Origin of the sequence: Nonomuraea fuscirosea, from assembly GCF_035917475.1 — a bacterium.
In the GTDB taxonomy this organism is placed as follows: Bacteria; Actinomycetota; Actinomycetes; order Streptosporangiales; family Streptosporangiaceae; genus Nonomuraea; species Nonomuraea fuscirosea.
The window spans coordinates 7,087,735-7,113,322 of record NZ_CP109074.1; the positions used below are offsets into that span (position 1 = coordinate 7,087,735).

The 25,588-nt window shown below is 73.2% G+C and carries 27 protein-coding genes; 12 read left to right on the plus strand and 15 right to left on the minus strand.

Going from position 1 to position 25,588, the window contains the following annotated elements; all coding sequences use genetic code 11:
* Positions 1 to 4 precede the first annotated feature (4 nt).
* From pcaDC to OIE67_RS32400, 7 genes are read right to left on the minus strand one after another with little or no spacing between them, the layout of a single operon-like run.
* Positions 5 to 1,162 (minus strand): bifunctional 3-oxoadipate enol-lactonase/4-carboxymuconolactone decarboxylase PcaDC, encoded by a 1,158-nt coding sequence (pcaDC, locus tag OIE67_RS32370; RefSeq protein ID WP_326627577.1) that lies wholly within the window; start codon positions 1,160 to 1,162, stop codon positions 5 to 7.
* On the minus strand, positions 1,162 to 2,457 hold the full coding sequence (gene pcaB, locus OIE67_RS32375) for a 3-carboxy-cis,cis-muconate cycloisomerase (RefSeq protein ID WP_326627579.1): 1,296 nt from the start codon (positions 2,455 to 2,457) through the stop codon (positions 1,162 to 1,164). The genes pcaDC and pcaB overlap by 1 nt, the downstream gene beginning before the upstream one ends.
* Positions 2,444 to 2,968: a protocatechuate 3,4-dioxygenase subunit alpha gene (gene pcaG / locus OIE67_RS32380; RefSeq protein ID WP_326627581.1), complete on the minus strand. Its 525-nt coding sequence runs from the start codon at positions 2,966 to 2,968 to the stop codon at positions 2,444 to 2,446. Before pcaG ends, pcaB begins: the two co-directional genes overlap by 14 nt.
* Entirely contained in the window at positions 2,965 to 3,705 is a 741-nt protein-coding gene (gene pcaH / locus OIE67_RS32385) for a protocatechuate 3,4-dioxygenase subunit beta (RefSeq protein WP_326627583.1), read from the minus strand. Before pcaH ends, pcaG begins: the two co-directional genes overlap by 4 nt.
* Positions 3,706 to 3,709: 4 nt before the next feature.
* Positions 3,710 to 4,858: a thiolase family protein gene (locus OIE67_RS32390; protein ID WP_326627585.1), complete on the minus strand. Its 1,149-nt coding sequence runs from the start codon at positions 4,856 to 4,858 to the stop codon at positions 3,710 to 3,712.
* A gap of 46 nt (positions 4,859 to 4,904) precedes the next feature.
* Entirely contained in the window at positions 4,905 to 5,534 is a 630-nt protein-coding gene (locus tag OIE67_RS32395) for a CoA transferase subunit B (RefSeq protein ID WP_326627587.1), read from the minus strand.
* A complete protein-coding gene (locus OIE67_RS32400; protein WP_326627589.1) occupies positions 5,531 to 6,310 on the minus strand; it encodes a CoA transferase subunit A in 780 nt (259 codons plus the stop codon). The genes OIE67_RS32395 and OIE67_RS32400 overlap by 4 nt, the downstream gene beginning before the upstream one ends.
* A gap of 72 nt (positions 6,311 to 6,382) precedes the next feature.
* Here OIE67_RS32400 and OIE67_RS32405 point away from each other — a divergent pair, with 72 nt between their 5' ends.
* Together OIE67_RS32405 and OIE67_RS32410 are read left to right on the plus strand one after the other, a co-directional pair.
* Positions 6,383 to 7,960, plus strand: a complete 1,578-nt coding sequence (locus OIE67_RS32405) for an IclR family transcriptional regulator domain-containing protein (protein WP_326627590.1) — start codon at positions 6,383 to 6,385, stop codon at positions 7,958 to 7,960.
* A gap of 57 nt (positions 7,961 to 8,017) precedes the next feature.
* Positions 8,018 to 8,992, plus strand: coding sequence for an NAD(P)-dependent alcohol dehydrogenase (locus OIE67_RS32410; RefSeq protein ID WP_326627592.1), 975 nt, complete (start codon positions 8,018 to 8,020; stop codon positions 8,990 to 8,992).
* 15 nt (positions 8,993 to 9,007) lie between these two features.
* On the opposite strand, the gene OIE67_RS32415 is transcribed toward OIE67_RS32410, so the two are convergent.
* Both OIE67_RS32415 and OIE67_RS32420 read right to left on the minus strand, forming a co-directional pair.
* Entirely contained in the window at positions 9,008 to 9,748 is a 741-nt protein-coding gene (locus OIE67_RS32415; protein WP_326627594.1) for a phosphatase PAP2 family protein, read from the minus strand.
* A 62-nt stretch (positions 9,749 to 9,810) separates the two neighbouring features.
* A complete protein-coding gene (locus OIE67_RS32420; protein WP_326627596.1) occupies positions 9,811 to 10,542 on the minus strand; it encodes an FHA domain-containing protein in 732 nt (243 codons plus the stop codon).
* A 285-nt stretch (positions 10,543 to 10,827) separates the two neighbouring features.
* Between OIE67_RS32420 and OIE67_RS32425 the strand changes: the two genes are divergently transcribed.
* The 4 genes from OIE67_RS32425 (at position 10,828) to OIE67_RS32440 (ending at position 14,473) form a co-directional block, all read left to right on the plus strand.
* On the plus strand, positions 10,828 to 12,459 hold the full coding sequence (locus OIE67_RS32425) for a serine/threonine-protein kinase (RefSeq protein WP_326627597.1): 1,632 nt from the start codon (positions 10,828 to 10,830) through the stop codon (positions 12,457 to 12,459).
* A 217-nt stretch (positions 12,460 to 12,676) separates the two neighbouring features.
* Positions 12,677 to 13,024: an STAS domain-containing protein gene (locus tag OIE67_RS32430; RefSeq protein WP_181307957.1), complete on the plus strand. Its 348-nt coding sequence runs from the start codon at positions 12,677 to 12,679 to the stop codon at positions 13,022 to 13,024.
* Positions 13,025 to 13,164: 140 nt separating this feature from the next.
* Entirely contained in the window at positions 13,165 to 13,317 is a 153-nt protein-coding gene (locus OIE67_RS32435) for a hypothetical protein (RefSeq protein ID WP_326627600.1), read from the plus strand.
* 160 nt (positions 13,318 to 13,477) lie between these two features.
* Positions 13,478 to 14,473: a hypothetical protein gene (locus OIE67_RS32440; RefSeq protein ID WP_326627602.1), complete on the plus strand. Its 996-nt coding sequence runs from the start codon at positions 13,478 to 13,480 to the stop codon at positions 14,471 to 14,473.
* 7 nt (positions 14,474 to 14,480) lie between these two features.
* Here OIE67_RS32440 and OIE67_RS32445 read toward each other — a convergent pair whose 3' ends face one another.
* Complete coding sequence (locus tag OIE67_RS32445) at positions 14,481 to 14,888, minus strand: NUDIX hydrolase (protein ID WP_326627604.1); 408 nt, start codon at positions 14,886 to 14,888, stop codon at positions 14,481 to 14,483.
* A 51-nt stretch (positions 14,889 to 14,939) separates the two neighbouring features.
* Between OIE67_RS32445 and OIE67_RS32450 the strand changes: the two genes are divergently transcribed.
* Positions 14,940 to 15,374 carry a MarR family winged helix-turn-helix transcriptional regulator gene (locus tag OIE67_RS32450; protein WP_326627606.1) on the plus strand — a complete coding sequence of 145 codons (435 nt, stop codon included), beginning with the start codon at positions 14,940 to 14,942 and terminating at the stop codon, positions 15,372 to 15,374.
* Between the two features lie 29 nt (positions 15,375 to 15,403).
* Here the strand turns inward: OIE67_RS32450 and OIE67_RS32455 are convergent, their stop codons facing one another.
* The gene (locus OIE67_RS32455) at positions 15,404 to 16,009 is read right to left on the minus strand and encodes a DJ-1/PfpI family protein (RefSeq protein ID WP_326627608.1); all 606 of its coding nucleotides are present in this window, start codon (positions 16,007 to 16,009) and stop codon (positions 15,404 to 15,406) included.
* A complete protein-coding gene (locus tag OIE67_RS32460; RefSeq protein ID WP_326627610.1) occupies positions 16,006 to 16,971 on the minus strand; it encodes a GlxA family transcriptional regulator in 966 nt (321 codons plus the stop codon). The genes OIE67_RS32455 and OIE67_RS32460 overlap by 4 nt, the downstream gene beginning before the upstream one ends.
* A gap of 134 nt (positions 16,972 to 17,105) precedes the next feature.
* Here OIE67_RS32460 and OIE67_RS32465 point away from each other — a divergent pair, with 134 nt between their 5' ends.
* From OIE67_RS32465 to OIE67_RS32475, 3 genes are read left to right on the plus strand one after another with little or no spacing between them, the layout of a single operon-like run.
* Entirely contained in the window at positions 17,106 to 17,588 is a 483-nt protein-coding gene (locus OIE67_RS32465; RefSeq protein WP_326627613.1) for a hypothetical protein, read from the plus strand.
* Positions 17,588 to 17,860 carry a hypothetical protein gene (locus OIE67_RS32470; protein ID WP_181307959.1) on the plus strand — a complete coding sequence of 91 codons (273 nt, stop codon included), beginning with the start codon at positions 17,588 to 17,590 and terminating at the stop codon, positions 17,858 to 17,860. Before OIE67_RS32465 ends, OIE67_RS32470 begins: the two co-directional genes overlap by 1 nt.
* A 53-nt stretch (positions 17,861 to 17,913) precedes the next feature.
* A complete protein-coding gene (locus OIE67_RS32475; protein ID WP_326627615.1) occupies positions 17,914 to 18,828 on the plus strand; it encodes an alpha/beta hydrolase in 915 nt (304 codons plus the stop codon).
* Positions 18,829 to 18,871: 43 nt separating this feature from the next.
* Here the strand turns inward: OIE67_RS32475 and OIE67_RS55795 are convergent, their stop codons facing one another.
* Together OIE67_RS55795 and OIE67_RS32480 are read right to left on the minus strand one after the other, a co-directional pair.
* Positions 18,872 to 18,985: an MFS transporter small subunit gene (locus tag OIE67_RS55795; protein ID WP_435830591.1), complete on the minus strand. Its 114-nt coding sequence runs from the start codon at positions 18,983 to 18,985 to the stop codon at positions 18,872 to 18,874.
* A complete protein-coding gene (locus OIE67_RS32480; RefSeq protein WP_435875082.1) occupies positions 18,982 to 20,292 on the minus strand; it encodes an MFS transporter in 1,311 nt (436 codons plus the stop codon). The genes OIE67_RS55795 and OIE67_RS32480 overlap by 4 nt, the downstream gene beginning before the upstream one ends.
* A 255-nt stretch (positions 20,293 to 20,547) precedes the next feature.
* Here OIE67_RS32480 and OIE67_RS32485 point away from each other — a divergent pair, with 255 nt between their 5' ends.
* Both OIE67_RS32485 and OIE67_RS32490 read left to right on the plus strand, forming a co-directional pair.
* Complete coding sequence (locus OIE67_RS32485) at positions 20,548 to 22,023, plus strand: carboxylesterase/lipase family protein (protein WP_326627619.1); 1,476 nt, start codon at positions 20,548 to 20,550, stop codon at positions 22,021 to 22,023.
* Positions 22,024 to 22,209: 186 nt separating this feature from the next.
* Complete coding sequence (locus OIE67_RS32490) at positions 22,210 to 24,111, plus strand: S41 family peptidase (RefSeq protein ID WP_326627621.1); 1,902 nt, start codon at positions 22,210 to 22,212, stop codon at positions 24,109 to 24,111.
* Positions 24,112 to 24,127: 16 nt separating this feature from the next.
* Here the strand turns inward: OIE67_RS32490 and OIE67_RS32495 are convergent, their stop codons facing one another.
* Positions 24,128 to 25,477, minus strand: coding sequence for a hypothetical protein (locus OIE67_RS32495; RefSeq protein WP_326627624.1), 1,350 nt, complete (start codon positions 25,475 to 25,477; stop codon positions 24,128 to 24,130).
* Positions 25,478 to 25,588: the final 111 nt, after the last annotated feature.

The following is a 25,588-nucleotide window of genomic DNA, read 5'->3' on the forward strand; positions in this document are numbered from 1 at the left end:
CTGCTCAGGGTTCCTGCTCCAGCTCCGTCAGCACGCGCTGGGCGACGGCGAACGCGGCGTTGGCGGCCGGGACCCCGCAGTAGACGGCGCTCTGCAGCAGCACCTCGCCGATCTCGTCGGGGGTGAGCCCGTTGCGCAGGGCCGCGCGCACGTGCATGGCCAGCTCGTCGAGGTGCCCGCGGGCGACCAGCGCGGTGAGCGTGACACAGCTGCGGGTACGGCGGTCGAGCCCCGGACGGGTCCAGATCTCGCCCCAGGCGTAGCGGGTGATGAAGTCCTGGAAGTCCCTGGTGAAGCCGGTCGTCCGGGCCGCGGCGCGGTCGACGTGGGCGTCGCCGAGCACTTCGCGCCGAACCTGCGTGCCGGTGGGGCCGGGCAGGTGGGTGAGCAGGGCCTGGGTGACGTGGGCCGGCTGGTCCACGTTCGCCAGGTGCGCGGCGGCCGGGAGCTCCACGAGGGTGGCGCCGGGAATGCCGTCGGCCAGCTCCCTGGCGTGCGGCGGCGGGGTCGCCGGGTCCTCGCGCCCGGCCACGACCAGGGTCGGCACGGTGACGGCCCCCAGGTCGGCACGCAGGTCGTAAGCCCCGAGCGCGTCGCAGCAGGCGGCGTACCCGGCGGGGTCGGCGGCGGCCAGGTCGCCGAGCAGCTCGCCCCGCAGAGTCCGGCCGGTCCTGGGCTCGCCGTTCGGAGATCGGTCGTTCGGGAGGCCGGGGTCAGGCGTGTGGGCGAACCAGCGGCCTGGGGCGGTTTCCAGCAGCGGCGCGGTGCCCTGGGTGCGGACCAGGGCGGCTCGCTCCTGCCACGCGCGCGGGTCGCCGAAGCGAGCGCTGGAGCAGATCAGGGTCAGGGAACGCAGCCGTCCCGGATGCCGGAGCGCCAGCGTGGCGCCGATCGCGCCGCCGATCGAGACCCCGGCGTAGTGGAAGCCGTCCATGCCCTCGGCGGCGGCCACCTCCAGGACCAGCTCCGCCAGGTCGTCGACGGTGCTCGCCTTGCCGTCGGCGGGCGAGTCGCCGTGGCCGGGCAGGTCGTACCTGAGCACTCTGAAGGTGCGGGCGAGCGCCTGGAGCTGCGGCTGCCACAGGCGCAGGGAGGTGCCGAGCGACGGTCCGAGGATGAGCGGCTGCCCCTGCTCGGGGCCGTCCAGCCGGTAGTGCAGCATCAGTGAGGTGCCTCGTCCTGGTAGGGAGCCGGTGGGGATGGAGGAAAGGCGGCGAGGGCGCGGTCCACGAGGGCGGGGGCCGGGGCGGCGTCCCCCGTGACGGTCAGGTTCGCGCGCATGCGTTCGGGGTGCACGCGCAGGTCGGCGACCAGTTCGGCGGCGTCTCCCGCGGCGCCCGCGACCAGGCGCAACGCCTCGCGCAGCGGCTGCCATTCGGCGTGCCAGGCCCCGGAGGGGCGCTCGTCCTCGGCGGCGAGCGAGCCGTACAGGATGGCGGCGAGCGCGGGCACCTGGCGGGCGGTGGCGGCGATCATCGTGGCCCGGACCGGGTTGTGCTTGTGCGGCATGGACGACGAGCCGCCGCCGACACCCTCGGAGAGCTCGCCGATCTCGGTCCGCGACAGGACCAGCACGTCGGCCGCGAGCTTGCCCAGCGCTCCCGCGGTGAACGCCAGCGCCCCGGCCAGGTCCGCGATCGGCGTGCGCAGGACGTGCCAGGGCAGCAGCGGCTCGGCCAGCCCCAGCTCGGCCGCGAACCGTCCGGGCAACCGCAACGCCACCTCCACCGCTTCCGGCACCGGTTCCTGGGCGGGTCGGAAGGCGGCGAGGGTGCCCGCGGCGCCGCCGAGCTGCGCCGGGAGGGAGCGGCGGGCGGCGGTGAGACGGATGCGGGCGTCGCCGGCCAGCCGGTGCCAGCCCGCCGCCTTCAGCCCGAACGTCGTGGGGACGGCCTGCTGGGTGAGCGTCCTGGCGGCCATGGGGGTGTCGCGGTGCTCGGCGGCCAGCGCGGCGAGCCGGCCGGTCGTCCGTTCCAGATCGGCCAGCACGGGCCCCAGCGCGCGGTACGCCACGAGCATGAGGGCCGTATCCACAATGTCCTGACTTGTCGCACCACGATGGACGTACTCCCCGAAAGGAGCGGCCACCGCGCGGAGGTCGGCCACGAGGGGGATGACGGGGTTGCCGCCGGAGCGCGCCCGCACCACCAGGTCCTCCAGGCAGAACGCCTCCGCGCGGGCGGCGGCCGTCACCGCCTCCGCCGCCTCGGGCGGGACGAGCCCGAGCGCCGCCTGCGCCCGGGTCAGCGCGGCCTCGGCGTCCAGCATGGCCCGCAGCACGGCGGCGTCCCCGGTCGCCTCGGCCCCGCCCCGCATCGGTGAGAGCAACCCGAGATCCGCCCCCGCGCTCGCGCAGGCCACGTCGCGCCCCGCTCCCGCGCTCGCGGACGAGCCGTCTCCCCCCGTCCCTCCGCCGCCAGGAGTGGCGGGGTGCGGACCGGGGTCAGCCGAAGTCAAGGAAGACCGTCTCCTTCTCTCCTTGCAGGTGGATGTCGAAGCGGCGTACCCCTTCCCGTTCCTCCGCCGCCACCAGCGTCTGCCGGCGCTCCGGCGGAAGCGAGTCGAGGAAGGCGTCCCGCCCGAGGTAGATGCGGGTGTAGAGATGACGCAGCAGCCCGCGCGCGAACACGCACACGCTGATGTACCCGTTCGCCGGCTCGACCGTACGCAGGGTCCAGTGCCCGTCCCGATCGGTGGCGACGCGGCCGAAGCCGGTGAAGGTGACGCCGTCGCGGCCGAGCACGGCGCCGCTGGTCGGGTCGCGGCGCAGCGAGCCGGGCGCGCCACGCACCTGTCCCCGTGAGTCGGCCTGCCAGAACTCGAGCAGCGCGTCGGGCACGGGCTCTCCCGCGCCGTCGTAGACGTAGCCGTGGACGGCGATCCCGCCGAGCGCGATGTCGCCGCCGCCGGGGAACGGCAGCGCGTACCCGTAGAACGGGCCCACGGTCTGTGAGGGGGTGGGGTTCAACGGCCTTCCTCCATCCAGGTCGCGGCGGGTCCGTCGAGGACGATGTCCCACCGGTAGCCGAGCGAGAACTCGGGCACCGACAGCTCGTGCGCGTACGAGGCGATCAGCCGCTGCCTGGCGCTCTCGTCGGTCACCGACTGCAGGATCGGGTCGTACGGGAACAGCGGATCGCCGGGAAAGTACATCTGGGTGACGAGGCGCTGGGTGAACGAGGACCCGAACAGCGAGAAGTGGATGTGCGCCGGCCGCCAGGCGTTGACGTGGTTACGCCACGGATAGGCGCCGGGCTTGATCGTGGTGAACCGGTAGGAGCCGTCGTCGCCGGTCAGGCAGCGGCCGACACCGGTGAAGTTGGGGTCGAGCGGCGCGGGGTGGTCGTCACGCTGGTGCAGGTAGCGTCCGGAGGCGTTGGCCTGCCAGACCTCGACGAGCTGGTTGCGCACCGGCCGGCCGTCGCGGTCGAGCACGCGCCCCTGTACGGTGATCCGCTCGCCGAGCGGCTCGCCCATGTGCTGCTTGGTGAGGTCGTTGTCCGTCGGCGTGACGTCGGTGACGCCGAAGACGGGCCCCGACAGTTCGACGGCCTCGGGGTCCTTGATGGGCACCAGCGGCTGCCGGGGGTGCCGGAGCCGGGTGCTGCGGTAGGGGGTGTAGTCCCGCGCGGGATGGTCGGCCGCCGTGCCCGCGAGCGCGGCGATCTCCTGGTCGATGTCGGACTGCTGGAGGGGTTCAGACATTCCGCTACCTTTCGAGTACGACGGCCAGCCCTTGACCGACGCCGATGCAGAGGCAGGCGAGCCCGGTGCCCGAGCCGGCGGCGGCCAGCCGGTGGGCCACCGCGCCGGTCACGCGGGCTCCCGAGGCGCCGAGCGGATGGCCGATCGCGATGGCGCCGCCGTCGGGGTTGACGATGGCCGGGTCGAGGTCGGGCAGTTCGGCCAGGCACCCGAGCACCTGCGCGGCGAACGCCTCGTTCAGCTCGGCGGTGGCCAGGTCGCCGAACCGCCGGCCCGCCTTGGCCAGCGCCCGGTTCGCCGCCTCGACGGGGCCGAGGCCGAAGTAGCGCGGCTCCAGCGCGCTGACCCCGCTGGCCACGATCCTGGCCAGGGGCTCGCGGCCGCGCAGCCCCGCCTCGTCGGTCAGCAGCAGCGCCGCCGCGCCGTCGTTCAGCGGGGAGGAGTTGCCCGCGGTGACGGTGCCGCCGTCCTTGCGGAAGGCGGGCTTGAGCTTGGCCAGCGCCTCCAGGGAGGTGTCGTGGCGGATGCCCTCGTCGCGGGTGACGGACGCGATCGGGACGATCTCCCGTTCGAGCGACGCCTTGGCCGCCTTCTGGTGGCTGGCCAGCGCGAACGCGTCCTGCTCCGGGCGGGTGATGCCGTGCTTGTCGGCGATCAGCTCGGCGCCCTCGCCGAGCGCGACCGTGTGCTGGGCGGGCATGGCCGGATTGACCAGCCGCCAGCCGAGCGTCGTGGAGACCAGCTCCTGGCCGCCGGCCGGGAAGGCGCGTTCCGGCTTGGGCAGCACCCACGGCGCGCGGGTCATCGACTCCACGCCGCCGGCGATCACGGCCGAGGCGTCGCCGAGCGCGATGGCCCGGTAGGCCTGGATGACGGCCTCCATGCCGGAGCCGCACAGCCGGTTCACGGTCACGCCGGGCGTGGTGATCGGCAGGCCGGCGAGGATGGCGGCCATGCGGGCGACGTTGCGGTTCTCCTCGCCGGCGCCGTTGGCGTTGCCGAGCACGACCTCGTCCACGGCCTCCAGCTCGTTGCGCTCGGTCAGCGCCGAGACGACGTGCGCGGCCAGGTCGTCCGGGCGGATCCCGGACAGGGCGCCGCCGTAGCGGCCGAACGGCGTGCGTACGGCGTCGGCGATGTAGACGTCTCTCATGTCGCGATGACCTCCGCGTCGGTACGGTCGCGCGTCGCCTGCGCGCTCACGCCCGCACCTCCGCGTCGGTGTGGTCGCGCAGTTCGTCCAGGGTCACGCCCGGCGCGCGTTCCACGAGCGTGAGCCCCTGCTCGGTGACGTCGAGGACCCCGAGGTCGGTGATGATCCGGTGGACGCATTCCTTCCCCGTCAGCGGCAGCGAGCACTCCTCGACGATCTTCGCGGAGCCGTCCTTGGCGTTGTGCTCCATGATCACGATGACCTTGCGGGCGCCGTGCACGAGGTCCATGGCCCCGCCCATGCCTTTCACCAGCCGGCCGGGGACCATCCAGTTGGCCAGGTCACCGCGAGCCGAGACCTGCATCGCGCCGAGCACCGCCACGTCGATGTGACCGCCGCGGATCATGCCGAACGACAGCGAGGAGTCGAAGAACGACGCGCCGGGGAGCACGGTGACGGTCTCCTTGCCGGCGTTGATCAGGTCGGGGTCGACCTCGTCCTCGGCCGGGTACGGGCCGACGCCGAGGATGCCGTTCTCGGAGTGGAGGACCACGTCCACACCGGGCGGCAGGTGGCCGGGGATGCGGGTGGGCAGGCCGATGCCCAGGTTGACGTAGTCGCCGTCGCGCAGCTCGGCGGCGGCCCTGGCGACCATCTCGTCACGGGTCCAGCTCATCGGGAGTCCGTCCCTGGTGCGGGCGATGGGGTGATCGTGCGCTTCTCGATGGATTTGTCGGCGGCCTGTTCGGGGGTGAGGGCGATGACCCGCTGGACGAAGACGCCGGGCAGGTGCACCTCGTCGGGGTCCAGCTCGGTCAGCTCCTCGACCTCGGCGATCGTGATCCGCCCGGCCAGGGCCGCGAGGGGGTTGAAGTTCCTGGCGGCCTTGTGGAAGACGAGGTTGCCGTGCCGGTCTCCCCTGGCCGCGCGGACGAGGGCGAAGTCGGTGCGGATGCCGTGTTCGAGCACGTATTCGCGGCCGTCGAACTCGCGCACCTCCTTGGGCGGCGAGGCGAGCGCGACGCTGCCGTCGGGGTTGTGCCGCAGCGGCAGGCCGCCGTCGGCGATGGGCGTGCCGACGCCCGCCGGGGTGTAGAAGGCGGGGATGCCGCTGCCGCCCGCACGCAGCCGCTCGGCCAGGCTGCCCTGCGGGGTGAGCTCGACCGTCAGCTCGCCGGCCAGGTATTGGCGGGCGAACTCCTTGTTGTCACCGATGTAGGAGGCGGTGACGTGGGCGATGCGCCCGGCCGCCAGCAGGACGCCCAGGCCGCCGCCGTCCACGCCGCAGTTGTTGGACACGACGCCGATGCGGCGCACGCCGGTGTCGTAGAGGGCTTGGATCAGCACGTTGGGGATGCCGCTGAGGCCGAAGCCGCCGACGGCGAACGACGCTCCGTCGTGCACGCCGGCCAGCGCCTCCGCGGCCGTGGCGAGCACCTTGTCTCTCCGCACGACGCTCCGATCGAGACCGTGTTCGCTCTGCGAACTTTTGTTCACTATTATTGCCTTCAGTATGTGTACCGGGTGGCTCGCCTGTCAAAGGTCGTCCCCGACGCCCCGGCGGCCGTACAGGCGGAGGAACCCATGGAGGAGACGTTGGAGCAGCCGGTGGAGCAGCCGGTGGAAGCGGCCGGGACGCTGGAGCGCGGGCTGGCCGTGCTGCGCACCGTGGCCGCCGACCCGGCCAGGCCCGCCCGCGCGACGGATCTGGCCCGCGCGACCGGGCTGGCCAGGTCCACGGTGGACCGGGTCGTCGGCACGCTCGTCCACCTCGGTTACCTGCGCACGGACGGCCGCGAGGTGCGGCTGGCCCCGCGCCTGATGGAGCTGGGCGAGGCGTACCTGGCCGGCGACGGGCTGCGCGACGCCCTCGCCCCGGCGGCCGTACGGCTGGCCGAGGAGCTGGACGAGTCCGTGTCGCTGGCCGTACGGGACGGCGACGAGGTGCGTTTCGTGGTGCAGGTCACCCGGCGGCGGACCATGTCGGTCAGCTTCCGCGTGGGCGACGTGCTGCCGGTCGACCGGTGCGCGGCCGGGCTGGCGCTGCTCGATCCGGACGCGCCGTGGGCCGAGGACGACCAGCTCATCGAGCCGGGGCTGATCGCGGTGGCGGTGCCCGTACGGGACGGCCGCGGCGCGGCGGTCTGCGCGATCAGCGTCGTGAGCCACACCAGCAGGCACACGGCGGCCGGGCTGCGCGACCACTGCCTGCCCGCGCTGCGCCGGACGGTCGAGGAGATGGAGACGACCCTGCGCGACCGCTCATCCCTGCCTCCGCCGCGCCTCGATCCCGGCCGCGAGGCGGCGGACGGTGCGCAGGCCGCCAAGCGGCAGCTCGGCATGGGGTTCCTGCAGTCGCTGGCGCGCGGGCTCGCGGTGCTGGTCGCGCTCGGGTCGGCGCGCGGCGGGCTGACGCTCGCGGACTGCGCCAAGGTCACGGGCCTGCCCCGGGCGAGCGTACGGCGGGCGGTGCAGACCCTGGAACGCCTCGGCTACGCCACCGCCACCGGCGGCGCCCGGTTCGCGCTGCTCCCCCGCGTGCTGGAGTTCGGCTACGCGCACCTGTCCGGGCTGACGTTCGGCGAGATCGTCCAGCCGCACCTGGCCGACCTGGTGGCCCGGGTCCGCGAGTCGGCGTCGGTGGCGGTGCTGTCGGGCGACGACGTCGTGTACGTGGCCAGGGTCCAGACCGTGAGCCTCATGAGCGTCAACCTCACCGTGGGCACGCGGCTGCCCGCGTACGCGACCTCCATGGGCCGGGTGCTCCTGGCCGAGCTGCCCGAGGAGCGGCTGGCGTCGATCGTGCCGCGCCGCCTGTCGGCCAGGACCGTCACCTCGCGCTCCGAGCTGCGGGCGCTGCTGCGCCGGGCGGCGGCCGACGGGTACGCGCTGGTGGACCAGGAGCTGGAGGAGGGCGTCCGGTCGATCGCGGTCCCCGTACGGGATCGGACCGGGCGCGTCGTCGCGGCGGTGAACGTCGCCACCCACGCCGGCCGCGCCACCCCCGCCGCCCTCATGAACGACGTGCTGCCCGCTCTCAGGGAGACGGCGGCCAGGATGGAGGCCGACCTGGCCCACACGCGGGCGGCGGCGGACGAGTGAGGATCCGGGATCGCCGGACCGCCGCCGGACGGCCGCACGCTGGCTAGTATCCCGGGCATGAAAGCCGCAGTGCGCGCCGAATACGGCCCGCCAGAAGTGGTGAGCATCGCTGAAGTGGATCGGCCGGTCGTCAGGGACGGCGACGTGCTCGTCAAGGTGCACGCGACGACGGTCAACCGCACGGACTGCGCGTTACGCGCGGCCAAGCCCTTCATCTGGAGATTCTTCACCGGCCTTATCACGCCGAAGGTGACGATCCTCGGCACCGAGTTCGCCGGCGAGGTCGAGGCGGTGGGCCGCGACGTCACCGCCGTCAAGCCCGGCGACCGGGTCTTCGGCTACAACGACGACGGGTTCGGGGCGCACGCCCAGTACATGACGGCCTCTCCGAAGGTCGCGCTGGCGCTCGTGCCCGAGGGGTTCACGTACGAGGAGGTCGTGCCCGGCACGGAGGGGTCGCACTACGCGCTCAACGTCATCAGGTCGGCGCGGATCGGCGCCGGGCAGTCCGTGCTCGTCTACGGCGCGACCGGCGCCATCGGGTCGGCGGCGGTGCAGCTGCTGAAGAACGAGGGCGCGGACGTGACCGCCGTCTGCGCGACCGAGCACCTCGACCTGGTCGCCGGCCTGGGAGCCGACCGGGTCGTGGACTACACGGCCACGGACTTCACCCAGGACGAGCGCACCTACGACGCCGTCATCGACGCGGTCGGCAAGACCACGTTCGGGCGGTGCCGGCGGCTGCTCAAGCCACGCGGGATCTTCGTCGCCTCCGACGTGGGGCCGGGGGCGCAGAACCTGCTCCTGGCGCTGGTCACCCCGCTGTTCGGCGGCAGACGGGTGGTCTTCCCCATCCCGAAGGACGATCCGGGGATGGCGGAGTACTTCAAGGAGCTGATCGAGGCGGGGACGTTCCGGCCGGTGATCGACCGGCGCTACCCGCTGGACGAGATCCTCGAGGCCCACCGGTACGTCGAGTCGGGGCGGAAGGTCGGCAACGTGGTGATCACCGTGTCGCATCCTGAGGAATAGCACGCGCGTACGCGCTCAGCGCTCATGGCCCGCCCGTACCGACTCGGGCGCCACGCCCTCGGTGACCGGCGAGCCGCGCCGGTGACCCTGGTCCCGGCGCCACGCCTCGAAGCCCGCCACCGTGGCGGCGAGCACCGCGGCTCCCAGCACGGTCCCGGCGACCACGTCGCTCACCCAGTGCACGCCGAGCGCGATCCGCGTGTAACCCACCGAAAGCACCAGGAACGCGGCGACCGCCCAGGCCACCCACCGCCCCCATCGGGGCAGCGAGGGCAGCATGAGCAGCACGATCACGCCCGCGCCGGCCGTCACGCCGGCCGCGTGGCCCGACGGGAAGGAGTCGCCGGGGGCGAGCGCGACGGGGTCGGGCAGGCGCGGGCGGGCACGGGCGACGACGACCTTGATCGCGAAGGCGAGCAGCCCGCTCACGGTCACGGTGGTGACCGCCCAGAGAGCGGTCCGCGGCGCGCCCCTGCGCAGCAGCCGGACCGCGTACGCGGCCACGGCGATCCGCCACGGCCACGGCCCGAACAGGTCCGTCCACACGATGAGCACCCGGGTCACGTCCGGGTTGGCCAGCGCGTACGCGTGCAGTTCCGCCGCGACGCCCGCGTCCAGCGCGTTGAGCGGCAGCTTCGCCACGACCAGCAGCAGGCTGAACGGGATCATGACGAGCGCGGCGGCGAGAGCGGCCAGGGTCAGCCGCGGTCCCAGCGCGTGGGCCGGGAGCCGCGACCTCCCCTCCTCGAAACGCATCCGCGCTCGGCTACCCAGGCGGGCGGCGTTGATGCCTGCCCGGACGCCGGCGAACCAGCCCTTCAGCGGCCGGGTACCGGCAGGAGCGCCAGGTGGTCGCTGGTGACGAGGTCGAACCTGAGAGCGAGCGAGACGAGCGCGTGGCGCTGCCAGTCGGCCTTGCCCTCACCGCTCTGCGGGCTCTTGACGTGCAGCTTCTTCTCGGCCAGGTAGCCGATGTGGAACCCGATCGCGGTCCGGCTCAGCCCCAGGTCCGGCAGCCGTTCCATGATCTCGGGGACCGTCGGGATGCGCGAGGTCGAGGGGTCGCGCAGGCGCGGCTCGCACAGCGCGACCAGGATGCGGAAGTATTTGGCGTTCTGGTCGAGGGGGTAGGCCACCTGCGTGACCGCGCCGCCGTCCGCGCTGCCCGGCGGCACATGCACGTGCCGCGGCGCGAACACCAGGAACGACACCGTGCCGTCCACGGCGGGCAGCATCACCCGGGAGAACTCGAACGGGATCGGCGCCCCCATCCGCCCCGGCGGCACCTTGACGAACTCCCCGCCGCCCTCGGGGTTCTCCACCACGTACGTCTTGAAGGTGCTGAGGTTGGACAGCATCCAGTAGTCGGCCACGGCGGTGATCCGGCCGGCCCGCCGGGACACGGCGGGGTCGTCGAGCAGCAGGTCGACGGGCGCGTTGGGCGCCCCACGCCCGAAGAACGCCTGCTCACCCGGCGCGAGCTCCAGCGAGTAGGGCCGGGCGTCCGTGGGCGCCGCCGCCATCTGGATCAAGATCGTGCTGTGCGACATCGCGCGTGACCCTACTCGTACGCTCCCGAAGGTGTCCAGGAAGATCAGACCGGCAACGACCGGCCGTCCGGCCGCGAGCGCTCTCGCGGCGCGGCGGCCGGCCGGTCGTTTCCGCCCCCGCGGCGGTCGTTCTTCCCGACATGACCCCAGTCGTTGTCGGCCATGTGACTTCCCTCCCGATACCGGGCGCTCTGCCTCGATCGTCCCGTCCTGCGGCCGTTTCCGTAACCTGGTAGCTGCCAGGGCGCGTGGACGGATCCACGGTGATCGACCATGATGAGGGGGATGACGGCTCCAACCCACGCGGGCCGCTACCGGATCGAGCAGCTCATCGGGGTCGGGGGGTTCGCCTCCGTCCATCTCGCGCACGACGAGGAGTTGCGCTCGTCCGTGGCGGTCAAGATCCTCGCGGACAACTGGTCCCGTCAGGCCGGCGTGCGCGAACGGTTCCTCCAGGAGGCGCGGCTGCTGCGCCGGGCCGACTCCCACCTGCTCGTGCAGGTCTACGACGTGGGTGAGCTGGACGACGGGCGGCCGTACTTCGTGATGACGTACGCCGACCGCGGCACCCTGGGCGAGCGGCTGACCGGCCCGCCGCTCCCGGTCGGCGAGGCGCTGGCCCTCATGGGCGAGATCTGCCAGGCCGTCGCGGTGCTGCACAGCATCGGGGTCGTGCACCGCGACCTGAAACCGTCGAACGTGCTGTTCTGCTCGCGGCCCCAGGGCGGGGAGCGGGTGATGGTGGCCGATCTCGGGATCGCGCGGTCCACCGACCATCTCAGCGGGCTGACGATGCCGGCGGGGTCACCGGGCTACCAGGCGCCCGAGCAGCTCTACTTCGACGGGGCGCCGGACGCGCGGGCCGACGTGCACGGGCTCGGCGCGCTGACGTACCGCCTGCTCACCGGCACGGTCCCGGCCAAGCCGGAGCTACGGGTGCCGCCCAGCGCGCTGCGGCCCGAGGTGCCTGAGGCGGTGGACGTGGCCGTGATGGCCGCGCTGGCCCCGGACCGGCGGTCGCGCTATCCGGACGCCGCCGCTTATGCGGCGGCATTGGCGTCCCCCACGCCTCTCCTCCCCGCGGCGCCGGACGCCGAGCGGCCGGAGGAAGCCGACGAACGTGAGCAACCAGGGCACCAGCCACCCGGCGACCGGCCGCCGGACGACGGCACACCAAACGGCAGGACATCTGCTGACGGCACATCCGGTGACGGGGCACCCGGTGACAGCGCACCCGGTGACAGGGCATCCGGTGACAGGGCATCTGGCGGCGGGGCATCCGGCGATGGCGCGTGGGCCGGGAAGAGGCGGCGCAACCTGCTCGTCGGAGGCGTCGCGGTGCTGACCGCGGTCCTGGCCGCCGCCACCACCGTGGGTGTCACGCTGGCCCAGCGGCCCGGCGGCACCCCCTCCCCCGGCGCCACCGCGACCCCGTCCTCCACCGGCGCGGACACCGGCCGCTGGCTGCGTCCGGGCTCCGACGTGCCGGATCGGTACCGGGCGCTGATCGTCGAGGCGGGCACGTACTGCAGCCTGCCGGGCCTGAGCCCGGCCCTGATCGCCGCGATGCTCAAGGCGGAGTCCGGCTTCGACGCCGCGCTCTCCGATCCGGCGAACGACGAGTTCGGCATCGCCAGGTGGACGCCCAGGGTGCTGTGGCACTGGCAGCCCGGCGGCCTGCAGAGCCCGATGCCGACGCCGCCGTTCGACCCGCGGCTGTCGATCCAGTCCATGGGGCGGTTCATGTGCCGGCTGGGCCCGCGGGTCGCCGACGTACCAGGCGATCCGGCGATGAACCTGGCCGCGCTCTTCCGCAGCGGCGTCGACCCGGTCAAGCGGGCCGGCGGTGTCCCGCCGAAGTGGCGCGGCTACACCGCCAAGGTCGCCCGATACATGCGCGACTACGAGCCTTCGTGAGGACGTGCTCGGTCAACGGGTGCGGTGGCCGGATTCGGACACCGGGCGGGAGCGACCGAAAGCATGAGTACTCTGCAAGGGCTTCAGCTCGCTCTATATTGGGCACAGTTGTCCACACACCTTCGCGACATGCTCCTACAGGCTCGCGCGCGGGTTCCCAGTTCTATTGCACTATGCAATGATAAAGACGGCGAACCACCAGGAACGGAGGGGTGGAATGGCGAGCGCCGACCGTACCGGCTTCTCCTGGATCGTCACTCAGCGTGACAACACGGCTGTGCTGAGTCCCGCGGGAGAGCTGGACCTGTCCACGATGGGAGAGTTCCGAGACGGGCTCACCCACGCCATGGAGTGCATCCGGCCGCCCCTCGTGGTCGTCGATCTGCAGGACGTCCCCTTCTGCGACTCCTCGGGGCTGAACACGCTGATCTGGGCCGCCAACACCGTCGAGGCGGCCGGCGGGACCTTCAGCCTGAGCGGGGCGCAACCGCGGATCACCCGGCTGCTGCGCCTGACGGGCCTGGACAAACGCTTCTCCCTCTGCGACACCTCCGCCGGCTCCTGACCGGCGGTCGCGAGCCCCGCGAAGGTAAGGCTGTCCCTGCCATCGCCAAGGGGGAGCTCTTCATGGTGTGCTCCGCCAGGGCCCGGCCAGACTGATCTTGAAAGTTCGGCCGAGCGCCCGACCGACTGGAGCAGGCCCCCATGCGTGTTCAAGGGAACGGCACCTCCCTGTACGTGGACGTCGAAGGCACCGCCCTGGAGCCCGACGGCTACGCGATGCGGGACAAGCCGACCCTCCTGCTGCTGCACGGCGGCCCCGGGCACGATCGCCTGGCCCGCGGCCACCGAGGGTGACCGGTTCTTCTCCCTGCTGCGCTCCTTCATCACCGGCTGACGCCGTCCCGGACCAGCGGCGTGACGTGGCGCGGGGGCAAGGTGACCGAACCGGTATGGCGTGAACCCGCTCCGGACGCGGGCGCGTACATCGTGAAAATCGGCACCCCCGGAGACCACGATGACCATCCGCCGGCTCACTCTCGCCCCCCTGGCGCTCGCCCTCGCCGCCGCCTCCGCCCTCGCCTCCGCCTGCAGCGGGCCGGGCGGTGAGCGGCCCGCCGCGGCTCAGCTCGCGCGACCCACAGGGGTGGTGACCGTCGCGCAGGCCAAGGACCTCCTCAAACGCTGGGACGCCGGCGTCAAGCGGGCGGAACTGGCGGGCGGCACCGACTACGGCGCGGTCGAGGCGGGACTGGCCGCCCGGATCGACAAGGCGAACAGCCGGCTGCGCGGCATGCTCGGCGAGAGCGTCCGCACCTCGCACGCCGCCATCGTCAAGCCGCGCTTCGCGATCCCCGCCAAGGGGGCGGCGAACCCGCCGTGGTTCATGGCCGACTTCGCCCGCAAGGGCGAGAAAGGGTGGAACCAGCTCATCTTCCAGCAGACGTCCGCCGGCTGGAAGGTGGTGGCGGTGTCCGGCACGACATCCGGGGCCAGGCCGCCGGTCGCGGCCCGCGACGAGCACGGGCTGGCGACCGTGCCGGCCGGCGGGGAACGCGGCGGGCTGGCCGCCTCCCCGCAGGAGATCGTGCGTGCGCACGCCCGCGTGGAGGCCACCCTCGACCAGGACGAACGCGCCCGCCGCCTGTTCCGGTCGGACGCCATGCCGCGCCGGCTCGGCCGGGCCAAGCTGGCCCTGCGGGAGAAGGCGCGCGGGCAGTGGACGATGACCCGGCAGTGCCGGCCGGCGTCGGGGCCGTACGCGCTGAAGACGGCCGCCGGGGGCGCCCTCGTCTGGTACGGGGTCACCTCGAAGGAGCGCTTCGTGGCCCGGCCCGGCGCCGGCCAGCTCTCCTTCACCGACCGTCCGACGGCCGCCGTCACCCACGGCAGGCGCTACACCAAGCGGGTCACGGTATCCTCCGCCGCCTTCTACCTCGCCGTCGTCCCCAAGTCCGGCCCCATCCGTGTCCCCTCGGAAACCGCCGGCTACCTCGGCTCCACCGGCTCCTGACCCACCCTCACCACAGCCGCCCGTCGTCGTGGAGGGCCTGAAAGACGAGAGCGTCGACGTAGGACACCCGGTGCCGGTCGGCGTAGCCGAACCAGGCCGTCTCCTCGACCTCCATGGACGGAGTGAGCGGGCCCCGGTGGCCGGCGGTGTAGCAGATCATCCGGAAGGGCCCGCGCTCCGGATGGCCGGCCGGGACCTCGAAGGTTCCGACGTGCACCATGGAACCGGCGTCGATCGCCGTGAGCAGTTCCTCGTCGATCTCGCGCACGAGGGTCTGGCCGTCCGACTCGCCCGGCTCGCGCATCCCGCCGGGGAAGAAGAACACGTCGCGGCCCCGGCTGCGCGTCATCAGCACCCGATGATCGCGCAGCAGGACCCAGGCCACCTTCTCCCGCACTCTGTCATCGTTCGCCATGGCTCGGCACCCTATCCGCGACGATGCCGGCGAGTGCGGGAGACTTGGGGAGTGAGTGTCGACAACGGCCGGCCGGGGCCGCCCGCTACGAGTGCGTCCATCGTGGTGCTCACGCTGGCGCGGCGGATCGAGACCGAGCTCAACGCCGCGCTCGCGCCGCTCGATCTCACGGTGCGGCGGCTGGGGCTGCTCGGGCACATCGCGGCGGTGCCCGGCGTCTCGTTCAGCGATCTGGCGCGGATGTCGGGCATCACGGTGCAGAGCGTGCACGCGGCGGTGAAGTCGCTGGCCGGCGCGGGGCTGGTGCGCGACAACACCGCGCGCGCGGGCTCCGCCTCCACGATCGAGATCACGCCTGAGGGGGCGCGGCTGCTCAGCGCCGCCAAGGAGGCGGTGGGGCGGGTGGACGAGCTGATGTTCGGGGCCGCGGCCGATCCGATCCAGCGCCAGGTCGGCGAGACGATCCGCGCCGCCTTCACCCTCTGACATCAACAGGAGCATCCCGCCATACCGGTTCAGGCGAGCGGCTCGTCGGCGAGGTACGGCGGCGCGGGGTCGTACTGCATGACGCGGCGCACGGCGCGGGCGTGCTCGCGGCCGTGCAGGCGGCCGGTGAGCCAGAGCGCGCTGTCGATGCCGGCCGAGATGCCCTGGCTGGTGAGCAGGCTGCCGTCCACGACATACCGGGCGTCCCGCACGACCGTGACGTCACCGCGTGCTTCGAGGTCGTCCTCGCGGCTCCAGTGCGTGGCCACCCGCCGCCCGCGGGCGAGCCCGGCGGCGTACAGCAGGAACGTGCCGGTGCAGACGCTCGTCACCCAGGTCGCCTGGGCCCCGGTCTTGGCGATCCAGGCGACGACGTCAGGATGGTCCGCCTCGACCGCGCGCGTGCCGCGCCCGCCGGGGACGAGCAGCACGTCCAAGGGCGGATGGTCGTCGAGGGTGTGGTCGGGCAGCACGCGCATGCCCTTGGCGCAGCGCACGGGGCCGGGGTCCTCGGCGATCAGCACCGCCGTGTCGCCGCCCTCGCGCAGCCGCGCGGAGACGGTGAAGACCTCCCAGGGGCCGACGAAGTCGAGCTCTTCCGCCCCGTCGAAGATGAGCAGTCCGTACGTGGTCACAGGTCGCCTCCCATGGCGGTGGAGTGGAATCGGTCCCGGTAGTCGGAGGGGGTGATGCCGACCCGGCGGTGAAACGTCCGGCGCAGGGTCTCGGCGGTGCCGAAGCCGCAGCGGCGGGCGATGGCCTCGACCGGGTCGTCGCCCTCGGCGAGCGCGCGCTGGGCCGCCTCGACCCGGACCCGCTCGACGTACGAGCCGGGCGGGACGCCGAGTTCGGCGGTGAAGCGGCGCTGCAGGTGGCGTGGGCTGATGCCGGCCCGCAGGGCGAGATCCCTGATGTCGTGCCTGGCGCCGGGGTCGGCGTGGATGGACGACACGGCGGCACGGACGGGGTCGCTGGCCGGCTGCCTGGACCACAACCCCACGCCGAACTGCGACTGGCTGCCCGGCCTGCGCAGGAAGAGGACCAGCCGCCTGGCCACGCCGTGCGCGACGTCGCGGCCGAGGTCGTCCTCCACCAGGGCGAGGGCGAGGTCCATGCCGGCGGTCACGCCGGCCGACGACCAGACGCGCCCGTCCCTGACGAAGATCGGGTCGCTGTCGACGGTGACCTCGGGGTGCTCCGCCGCCAGGCGTTCCGCTCGGGCCCAGTGGGTGGTCACCCGGCGGCCGTCGAGCAGGCCGGCGGCGGCGAGCAGGAACGCGCCGGTGCACACCGAGGTGGCCCGGCGAGCTCCCGAGCCGGCGGCGGTGATCCAGGACAGCAGCGCGGCGTCGTTCCTGGCCGCGTGGACGCCGGAGCCGCCGGCCACGACCAGGGTGTCCACGCCTTCGGCGGAGAGCGTGCCGGGTCCATGGCCGGCGTGCACGGGCAGGCCGCTGCCCGCCCGGACCAGGCCGGGTGCGGGGGCCAGGATCTCGCAGGTGTAGGCGCCGGCCTGGTGGAAGACCTCGTACGGGCCGGCCAGGTCGAGTGACTGGAAGCCGTCGAAGACGACGAAGACGACGCGGCGCTGTTTCACCGTTCCAGCTTGTGACCGGGCCGGACGTGGCGTCAACGACCGCCACCCCACAGATCGCGCCATCCCCGCCCCCTTCAGGGACCCTGAAGGTGCCGTGTTACGCTTCAGTCCGTCTGAAGGTTGGAGGGAGAACGATGGAACATCTGCTGTTGTCGGTGCACGTGCTCGCCGGCATCGTGTTCGTGGGCGGCTCGGCCGTCGCGACGAGCCTGTTCCCGCGCTACGTACCGGTGGCCGCCCCGGTCACCGTCCCCGTCACCGCTGTGGCTGATGAGAGCGTGGATGACGGGCGAAGCCGGGCCGTGGCGCTGGCGTTGCACCGCATCACCCGCGGCTACAGCCTGGCCGGCCTGATCGTGCCCGCCGCCGGGCTCGTCCTGGCCTTCGTGCAGGGGCGTACCGGCGAGATCTGGATCACCCTCGCCGTCGTCCTCACCGCCGCCGCCGGCTTCCTGCTCGCCGTGCAGATCTATCCACGCCAGCGCGACGCCCTGGCCACGCCAGGCGACCGCGCCCGGTTGAAGCCGCTGTCGATGATGGCCGGGTTCTACAACGTGCTGTGGACGATCGTCGTCGTGCTGATGATCGTCCGTCCCGGCGCGGGCGAGGGGGCCTGATGTCCGTCCGCGCGCTGCGGATCGCGGCCGCCGTCGAGACGCTGTCCCTGGCGATCCTGCTGACCAACCTGGCGACGGTGCACGAGCCGGCGGTCGCCTCGCTCGTCGGCCCCGTGCACGGCGCGGCCTACCTGGCCGTCATCGCCATCACCGTGCTGATCCCCGGCAGCGCCGCGACCGGCGCCCGCCGGCGCGCCGTCGTCCCGGTGATCGGCGGCCTGCTCGCCCTCTGGCGGCTCCGCGCACCCGCGCTGGACAAGCCCGTTTCCTGATCCTACGTTCGAGGAGGTTCACCGACCGCGCCCCCCGGATGAGGTGACGTCCCATGCCCCTGGATCACGCGACGACCGCACTGCTGGAGCGACTGGCCGCGCTGGGCGGCCCGCCGCTGCACGAGCTCGCCCCTGAGGAGGCCCGCACCGTCAGCGCCGGGCTGAGCGAGCTGAGCGGCAAGGGCCCCGACGTGGCCCGGGTCGAGGAGGTCACGATCCCGGCCGAGGACGGCGCGTCGCTCCCGGCCCGCGTCCTCGTCGCGAACGGCACCCCGCGCGGCGTCATCGTCTACTACCACGGCGGCGGCTGGGTGATCGGCTCCATCGACGAGTTCGACGCCCTGGGCAGGGAGCTGGCCGTGCGCACCGGCTGCGCCGTCGTGCTGGCCGGCTACCGGCTGGCCCCCGAGCACCGCTACCCGGTCGCCGCCCGCGACGCCTACGCGGCCCTGCTCTGGGCCGCCTCCGACATGCCGGGCCTGCCGATCATCGTGGCGGGCGACAGCGCGGGCGGCAACCTGGCGGCGGTGGTGGCGCAGCGGGCCAGGGACGAGGGCGGCCCGGCGATCGCGCTGCAGGTGCTGGTCTATCCCGTCACCGACTGCGACCTGGACGCCCCCTCCTACCAGGATCCGGACCGCCAGCTGCTGCTCACCCGCGACGGGATGGTCTACTTCTGGGACCACTACGCCCCCGACCCCGGCGCGCGGGCCGCCCCGGACGCCTCGCCGCTGCGGGCGGCCGACCTGTCCGGCCTGCCGCCGGCGCTCGTGCTGACCGCCGAGTACGACATCCTGCGCGAGGAGGGCGAGGCCTACGCCGAGCGGCTGCGCCAGGCGGGGGTGCCGGTGGAGTCCAAGCGGTTCGAGGGCCAGATGCACGTCTTCTTCACGATGGTGAACGTGCTGCCGGCCAGCGCCGAGGCGCTCGACCTGGTCGCCGCCGCCGTCGGGCGCAGCCTGGGATGAACGGACGGGCCCGGCGTGCGTGCGCCGGGCCCGCCCGTTCCCGTCATCCGGCGAAGAGCTGGGTGAGCTTCAGGAACAGCTCGTACACGCCGTACGCGAACGGCAGCCCCACCCAGAGCCACGCCACCACCTTCAGCCAGGTGTGCCCCTCGCTCATACCGCCTGTCCCTTCTCCGTCACCTGCGGGTCGAGCCGCTGCACGGGCTTCTCATGGAATCTCTCGTGCACCGGCCGGATCAGCTCGTTGGCGAGGAAGCCCACCACGAGCAGCCCGATCATGATGAACAGCGAGGTCGTGTAGAGGTCGGGCCCGGCCCGGCCGGCCGCCTTCTGGCTGTCGGCGATGGCGTTGATGATCAGCGGGCCGAGCACGCCGGCGGTGGACCAGGCCGTGAGCAGGCGGCCGTGGATGGCCCCCACCTGGTAGGTGCCGAACAGGTCCTTGAGGTAGGCGGGCACGGTCGCGAAGCCGCCGCCGTAGAAGGACAGGATGCCGATCGCGCACAGGATGAACAGCGGCTTGGAGCTGTCGCCGGCCAGGGCGATGGCGAGGTAGAGCAGCCCGCCGACGCCCAGGTAGACGCGGTACATGTTCTTGCGCCCGATCAGGTCCGAGGTGGACGACCAGACGAAGCGGCCGGCCATGTTGGCCAGCGACAGCAGCGCGACGAAGCCGGCCGCCGCGCCGACGGCGACGGGCGCCTGCGTGCCGGCGAAGAAGTCCCTGATCATCGGCGCGGCCTTCTCCAGGATGCCGATGCCGGCCGTGACGTTGCAGCACAGCACGACCCACAGCAGGTAGAACTGCGGGGTGCGGATGGCGTTCGCGGCGGAGACGTCCGCGCTGGTGATCAGCGGGCGCAAGCTGGCCGTCGGCGGGCTCCAGCCCTTGGGTTTCCAGCCGTCGGCGGGCACCCGGACGAGGAGCACGCCCATCGTCATGAACACGGCGTAGACGAGGCCGTGCACGAGGAACGTCATCGCGATCCCGCCGGTGGCGGTGCCGAACGAGGACAACATCTGCGCCGACCACGGCGAGGCGATGAGCGCGCCGCCGCCGAATCCCATGATCGCGATGCCGGTGGCCATGCCCGGCCGGTCGGGGAACCATTTGATCAGGGTCGAGACCGGCGAGATGTAGCCGATGCCGAGTCCGATGCCGCCGACGAAGCCGTAGCCGAACACCACCAGCCAGTACTGCCGGGTGGCCACGCCCAGCGCCGACAGCAGGAAGCCGGAGGAGAAGCAGGCCATGGAGACGAACATCGCCCAGCGGGGCCCGTTGCGCTCGACCAGCGTGCCGCCGAAGGCGGCCGACAGGCCGAGCATGACGATGCCGAGCTGGAACGGGAGCGCGCTCTGGGTGCCGGAGAGCCCGAGCGAGGATTCGAGCGGGGGTTTGAAGACGCTCCACGCGTACGCCTGCCCGATGGCCAGGTGCACGGAGAGCGCGGCGGGCGGCACGAGCCATCGGCTCCAGGTGGGTGCCGCGATGGTACGAGAACGACTGAGAAAACCTGCGGAGCTAGCGAACCTGGTCCTGTCTGCCACGCACCACGGGTACCACATACGGTATGCAGTATTTGAAAACCGTACAAGTTTTACGGCGAGCGGTCAGTTTGCGTCGATGAACGGCTGCCGACCCGTGAGCCGGAGAGCCCGCGATCATAATGGAAGCAACCACGAGCGGGGGGCGGCATGGTGACCAGCGGGCCAGAGGTGAGGATCGCGACCGGCGGCGTGCGCGGCCGGACCGGCGACGGCGTGTCCGTCTTCCTCGGCATCCCGTTCGCCCGGCCACCCCTCGGTGACCTGCGCTTCGCCGCCCCCGTGCGCGCCGAGGCGTGGGGCGGGGTGCGCGACTGCGTGGCGTTCGGGCCGCCGCCGCCCCAGCAGTCCATGCTCACGGACACGCCCGCGCGGGACCGCGCCGGGGAGAGCTGGCTGACCGTCAACGTCTGGACGCCGTCGCCCGGCCCCGCCGCGCGGCTGCCGGTGCTGGTGTGGATCTACGGTGGCGCGTACCGGGCGGGCGAGGCGGGCGACTCCGTCTACGACGGCACGGTGCTGGCCCGCGAGGGCGGCGTGGTGGTCGTCACGCTCAACTACCGGGTGGGCATGGAGGGGTTCGCCCAGATCGAGGGGGCGCCGGCCAACCGGGGGCTGCTCGACCAGGTGGCCGCGCTGGAGTGGGTGCGCGACAACGTGGCCGCGTTCGGGGGCGACCCGGGTCGGGTGACGGTGTTCGGCGAGTCGGCGGGGGCCGGGTCGATCGCCGCGCTCATGGCCATGCCGAGGGCCGCCGGGCTGTTCGGGCGGGCCGTCGCGCAGAGTGTGCCCGGCACGTTCTTCTCCGCGCCGCTGGCCGCCGACATCGCCTCCGTCCTGGCCGGCGAGCTGGGGCTGCGCGCCTCGGTCGCCGACCTCGCCGCCGTCGCGCCCGAGCGCCTGGTGGCCGCCACGGAGGCGTTCAACGGCAAGATGCTCCAGTACGAGGACCGCTGGGGGCCGGTGGCCCGCACCGTCACCCCCTTCTCCCCCGTCGTGGACGGCGACGTGCTGCCCCGCGACCCCTGGGCCGCGCTGGCCGGGGGCGCCGCCCGTGAGGTCGAGCTGGTCGCGGGCCACAACCGCGACGAGTACCGCCTGTTCATGGGCATGGGCCGGCCGCCTGCCTCCTGGGAGGAACGGGCCGACGAGCTGCTGCGGGCGTTCGCGCCCGGGATCGACTACCGGGCCGCCTTTCCCGGCGCCGAAGCCGAGGAGCTGTGCGAGCTGGTGCAGTCCGACTGGCTGTTCCGCATGCCGAGCCTGCGCCTGGCCGAGGCGCAGGCCGCCGGGGGCGGGCGGGCGCACGTCTACGAGCTGACCTGGCCCAGCCCGGCCGGCGGCGGCGAGCTGGGCGCCTGCCACGCCCTCGACGTCCCGCTGGTCTTCGGCAACCTCGGCAGCGGGATGGCCCGGTTCTTCCTCGGCGACCCGGTCCCGCCTGGGGCGGCCGAGGTGTCGGCGGACTTCCGCCGGGCGTGGACGGCGTTCGCGGCGGGCGAGGGGCCGGGGTGGGAGGCGTACGAGCCGGGACGGCGCCTGGTCCACCTCTTCGACACCCCGCCGTCGGTCGAGCCGTACCCGGAGGAGACCTCCCGCCGCCTGTGGACCGCCCACCGGTTCGGCACACTCCCGCTCCACGCCTGACCGGCCCTCGCTCACCGCGCGACCAACCTGCACTTCTCGCCCGACCGGCTCTGGCGCCGGCGCCCTAGGGAAAGCCCTAGGCCACCTCCCGTGGCGCGGCCGCCACGCCCGGTGGCAGCGTGCCGTGTGCGGGCTCGGGAACGTTCCCCGCGCCCGCACCGAGACGACACCGGGTGGGTGGACGACATGACCGAGCCAACAAGCGGGGTGGCGAAACAGGAGCTCCACGACTTCCTGCGCACCGCGGACAAGCTGACGCTCGACGACCGCAAGCTCCTGGTCCAGCAGGCGCTGCTGCTCATCGAGCAGAACTACGTGCACCTGCCGCTCAAGGCCGCGATGCACGCCGTCAACCCTGTGCAGCGGCTGCGGCTGCTCGCGGCACGGCTGAGCCGGCAGACCCCGGCGACCATGGGCCCGGAGTGGCGCTTCCACGCCGAGCTGTCGGAGATCTTCCACTCCGTACGCGACCTGCACACCAACTACCTGCTGCCGCTCCCGTACGCCGGCAAGATCGCCTACCTCCCGTACCTGATCGAGGAGTACTACACCGGCGACGAGCGCCACCACGTCGTCACCATGACCGTCGAGGGCTTCACCGCGCCCGGGTTCGGGCCGGGCGTGGAGGTCACCCACTGGAACGGCGTCCCGATCGACCGGGCGGTCGAGCACAACGCGGCCAGGTTCGCCGGCAGCAACCCGGGCGCGCGGCACGCGCGCGGCCTGCAGTCGCTGACGATCCGGCCGCTGCGCCTGCACGTGCCGCCGGAGGAGAGCTGGGTCGTGCTCACCTACGTCGGCGCCGACGGGATCCGCAGGGAGCTGCGCGAGAGCTGGCGGGTCAGCGACAACCAGCCGTCGTTCGTGGACGCGGACCGGCTCAGCGTGGCCGCCGTGGCCCAGGGCCTCGACCTCGGCGCGGACGAGATCGGCCGGGCCACGAAGATGTTGTACGTCCCCGAGGCCGTCACCCCGCTGGAGACGCTGGGCGGCGCCGAGCTCACGGCCGAGCCCGCCGCGCCCGGCGCGGATCTGCCCACGTCGATGCCCGGCTTCTTCCGGGCCAGGAGCGTCGTCACGCCGTCCGGCGTCTTCGGCCATCTGCGGATCTTCAGCTTCAGCGTCAACGACCCCGGCGCGTTCGTGCGCGAGTTCGTCCGGCTCGTCGAGCTGCTGCCGCAGGACGGGCTCGTGGTGGACGTACGGGACAACGGCGGCGGGCACATCTACGCGGCCGAGTTCCTGCTGCAGACGCTCACCCCGCGCCCGATCGTCCCCGAGCCGACCCAGTTCGTCACGACGGCGCTGAACCAGCGCGTCTGCGGGCAGCACAAGGAGAACCCGACCGGCGAGATCGACCTCGGGCCCTGGTGCCCGTCCATGGAGCAGGCGCTGGAGACCGGCGCGGTCTACTCGGGCAGCTTCCCCATCACCCCGGCCGACGGGGCCAACGCCATCGGACAGCGGTACTTCGGCCCGGTCGTGCTGATCACCAACGCCCTGTGCTACTCGGCGACCGACATCTTCGCCGGCGGCTTCCAGGACCACCGGATCGGCCCCGTCCTCGGCACCGACGACAGCACGGGCGCGGGCGGCGCGAACGTGTGGACCCACGCGCTGCTCAAGCTCCTGCTCGAACTGCCCTCACCCGTGCCCGGCAGCCCCTACCAGCCGCTGCCCGGGCAGGCGGGCATGCGGGTGTCGATCAGGCGGACGCTGCGGGTGCACGACCTGGCCGGCACCCCCGTCGAGGACCTCGGCGTGGCCTCCGACCACCGGCACCTGATGACCCGCGACGACGTCCTGCACGGCAACGCCGACCTGCTCGCCCGGGCCGGCGAGCTGCTGGCCGGGCTCCCGGTGCGGCGGCTGGACGCGCGGGTCACCGGGACCGGCCTGACGCTGTCGACCCGGCTGGTCGACCGGGCCGACGTGTACGTGGACGGGCGGCCGGCGGTGTCGGTGGACGTGACCGGGCCGGAGACGACCGTGACGGTGCCGGGGGCGGCGGGCGCGGGCGTCATCCGGGTGGAGGGGTTCGAGCACGGCGAACTGGTCGCCGCCCGGACGATCCTGCCGCAGTCCTGAACGAGTTGTCCGCCTGTCAACGTGCCCGGCCGGTGGGCGGAGTGCCGGTGGAGACGATGCGGTCGGCCTCGGCGACGAGCGGGCTGGCGCGGAAGCGCTGCCAGCCCGCCCGCAGGCGGCGCAGCTCGTCGCCGACCCGGGCCGAGGCGGTCAACCGGACGTCGTCGCCGAAGCCGAGTGCCGTGACGGCGGCCTGCTCAGGATCGCCCGCCCGCAGGTAGGCGTTGGCCGCCCGCAGGCCGATCAGCACGCGGGTGCGCAGCTCGACGGGGCGGCGGGCGTTCATGGAGGCGGTGAAGTGGCGGGCCGCGGCGGCGTGGTCGCCGAGCTGGGTGAGGGTGAGGCCGATCTGGTGCTCCAGGGATTCGTGCCGGTAGTTGCCGGTCCAGCCCGCCTCCTGGGGGGAGCCGGCGCGTTCGAGCTGGTTCTCCGTACGGCGCAGCAGGTTGAGCGCGTCCCAGCGGGTGCCGGCCGCCGCGTGCGCCTCGGCGCGCATCCCGGTGATCCAGGCCAGCGTGCGATGGGGGCCGTGCCCGCCGAGGGCGGAGGCGGCGGCGTCGGCCAGCGCCAGCGCCTCGCCGTCGTGGCCGAGCTCGGCCGCCTGCACGGCCATGCTGCGTAACGCCGTCGCCCGTAACAGCAGGTCGCCGGCCTCGTCGGCGAGCCGTACCGTGCTGATGTAGTAGCGCTGGGCCAGCGCGTTCGCGCCGGCGTCCATCGCCATGTACGCGGCCAGATAGCCCAGCTCGGCCGCCGCGGCGAACAGGTCCGGCCTGGTACGCCCGCTCGCCTCGCGCAGCAGCGGCGTGACCTCGCGCGACAGGTAGGCGGCGACCGCGACGCGGGCGTGCGCGCCACCGAACCGGTCGTCCAGGTCGGCGAAGGCGGCGGTGGCGGCCCTGATGCGGGCCACGTCGCCCGCGCCGGGACGGCCGGACGGGCCGGGGACGCGCCCGCGCCGTGGGGACATGCCGGGCAGGTTCGACAGACTCGACAGGGCGGCGAGCGTGAACGTGCCGGCGGTCAGCACGGTACGGCGGTTGAGCAGGTCGTCCTCCCCCAGCGTGACCAGCCGGGCGACCGGGTCGCCGCGCCAGGGGTCGTCGGCCGGCGGCGCGACCCCGGGGTCCGGCCAGCCGAGATGCGTGGGGCCGAGGTCGGGCCGGCCGAGCCGGCGCCGGAACGCCTCCACGGCCGCGTGCACCGCCTCCGGCCTGGGCATGGTGCCGGTCAGCCAGTGCCCGACGGCAGAGCGGTCGTAGTGGATCCGCTCCCCGGTCTCGGCGGCGACGGCGTTGACGTTCTGCGCGGTGGCGGCGTGGGTCCAGCCGGCCTGTTCGATGAGCGCGGCGAGGGCCCGGTTCACGACCGGACGGGTGCGCCGTGGCGGCATCGCAGCTTCACATCGCTTCACATCGCGGTGCCCTCGACGATGCGCCGTACGGAGCGCACCGTCAATAGTGCGGACCGTGACGTG

Excerpts from the sequence above, each read along its gene's own strand:
- pcaDC (WP_326627577.1), bottom strand. The coding sequence starts at position 1,162 with ATGCTGCACTACCGGCTGGACGGCCCCGAGCAGGGGCAGCCGCTCATC.
- pcaH (WP_326627583.1), bottom strand. The coding sequence starts at position 3,705 with ATGTCTGAACCCCTCCAGCAGTCCGACATCGACCAGGAGATCGCCGCG.
- OIE67_RS32390 (WP_326627585.1), bottom strand. The coding sequence starts at position 4,858 with ATGAGAGACGTCTACATCGCCGACGCCGTACGCACGCCGTTCGGCCGC.
- OIE67_RS32395 (WP_326627587.1), bottom strand. The coding sequence starts at position 5,534 with ATGAGCTGGACCCGTGACGAGATGGTCGCCAGGGCCGCCGCCGAGCTG.
- OIE67_RS32410 (WP_326627592.1), top strand. The coding sequence starts at position 8,018 with ATGAAAGCCGCAGTGCGCGCCGAATACGGCCCGCCAGAAGTGGTGAGC.
- OIE67_RS32415 (WP_326627594.1), bottom strand. The coding sequence starts at position 9,748 with ATGCGTTTCGAGGAGGGGAGGTCGCGGCTCCCGGCCCACGCGCTGGGA.
- OIE67_RS32420 (WP_326627596.1), bottom strand. The coding sequence starts at position 10,542 with ATGTCGCACAGCACGATCTTGATCCAGATGGCGGCGGCGCCCACGGAC.
- OIE67_RS32425 (WP_326627597.1), top strand. The coding sequence starts at position 10,828 with ATGACGGCTCCAACCCACGCGGGCCGCTACCGGATCGAGCAGCTCATC.
- OIE67_RS32430 (WP_181307957.1), top strand. The coding sequence starts at position 12,677 with ATGGCGAGCGCCGACCGTACCGGCTTCTCCTGGATCGTCACTCAGCGT.
- OIE67_RS32435 (WP_326627600.1), top strand. The coding sequence starts at position 13,165 with ATGCGTGTTCAAGGGAACGGCACCTCCCTGTACGTGGACGTCGAAGGC.
- OIE67_RS32440 (WP_326627602.1), top strand. The coding sequence starts at position 13,478 with ATGACCATCCGCCGGCTCACTCTCGCCCCCCTGGCGCTCGCCCTCGCC.
- OIE67_RS32445 (WP_326627604.1), bottom strand. The coding sequence starts at position 14,888 with ATGGCGAACGATGACAGAGTGCGGGAGAAGGTGGCCTGGGTCCTGCTG.
- OIE67_RS32465 (WP_326627613.1), top strand. The coding sequence starts at position 17,106 with ATGGAACATCTGCTGTTGTCGGTGCACGTGCTCGCCGGCATCGTGTTC.
- OIE67_RS32470 (WP_181307959.1), top strand. The coding sequence starts at position 17,588 with ATGTCCGTCCGCGCGCTGCGGATCGCGGCCGCCGTCGAGACGCTGTCC.
- OIE67_RS32475 (WP_326627615.1), top strand. The coding sequence starts at position 17,914 with ATGCCCCTGGATCACGCGACGACCGCACTGCTGGAGCGACTGGCCGCG.
- OIE67_RS55795 (WP_435830591.1), bottom strand. The coding sequence starts at position 18,985 with ATGAGCGAGGGGCACACCTGGCTGAAGGTGGTGGCGTGGCTCTGGGTG.
- OIE67_RS32490 (WP_326627621.1), top strand. The coding sequence starts at position 22,210 with ATGACCGAGCCAACAAGCGGGGTGGCGAAACAGGAGCTCCACGACTTC.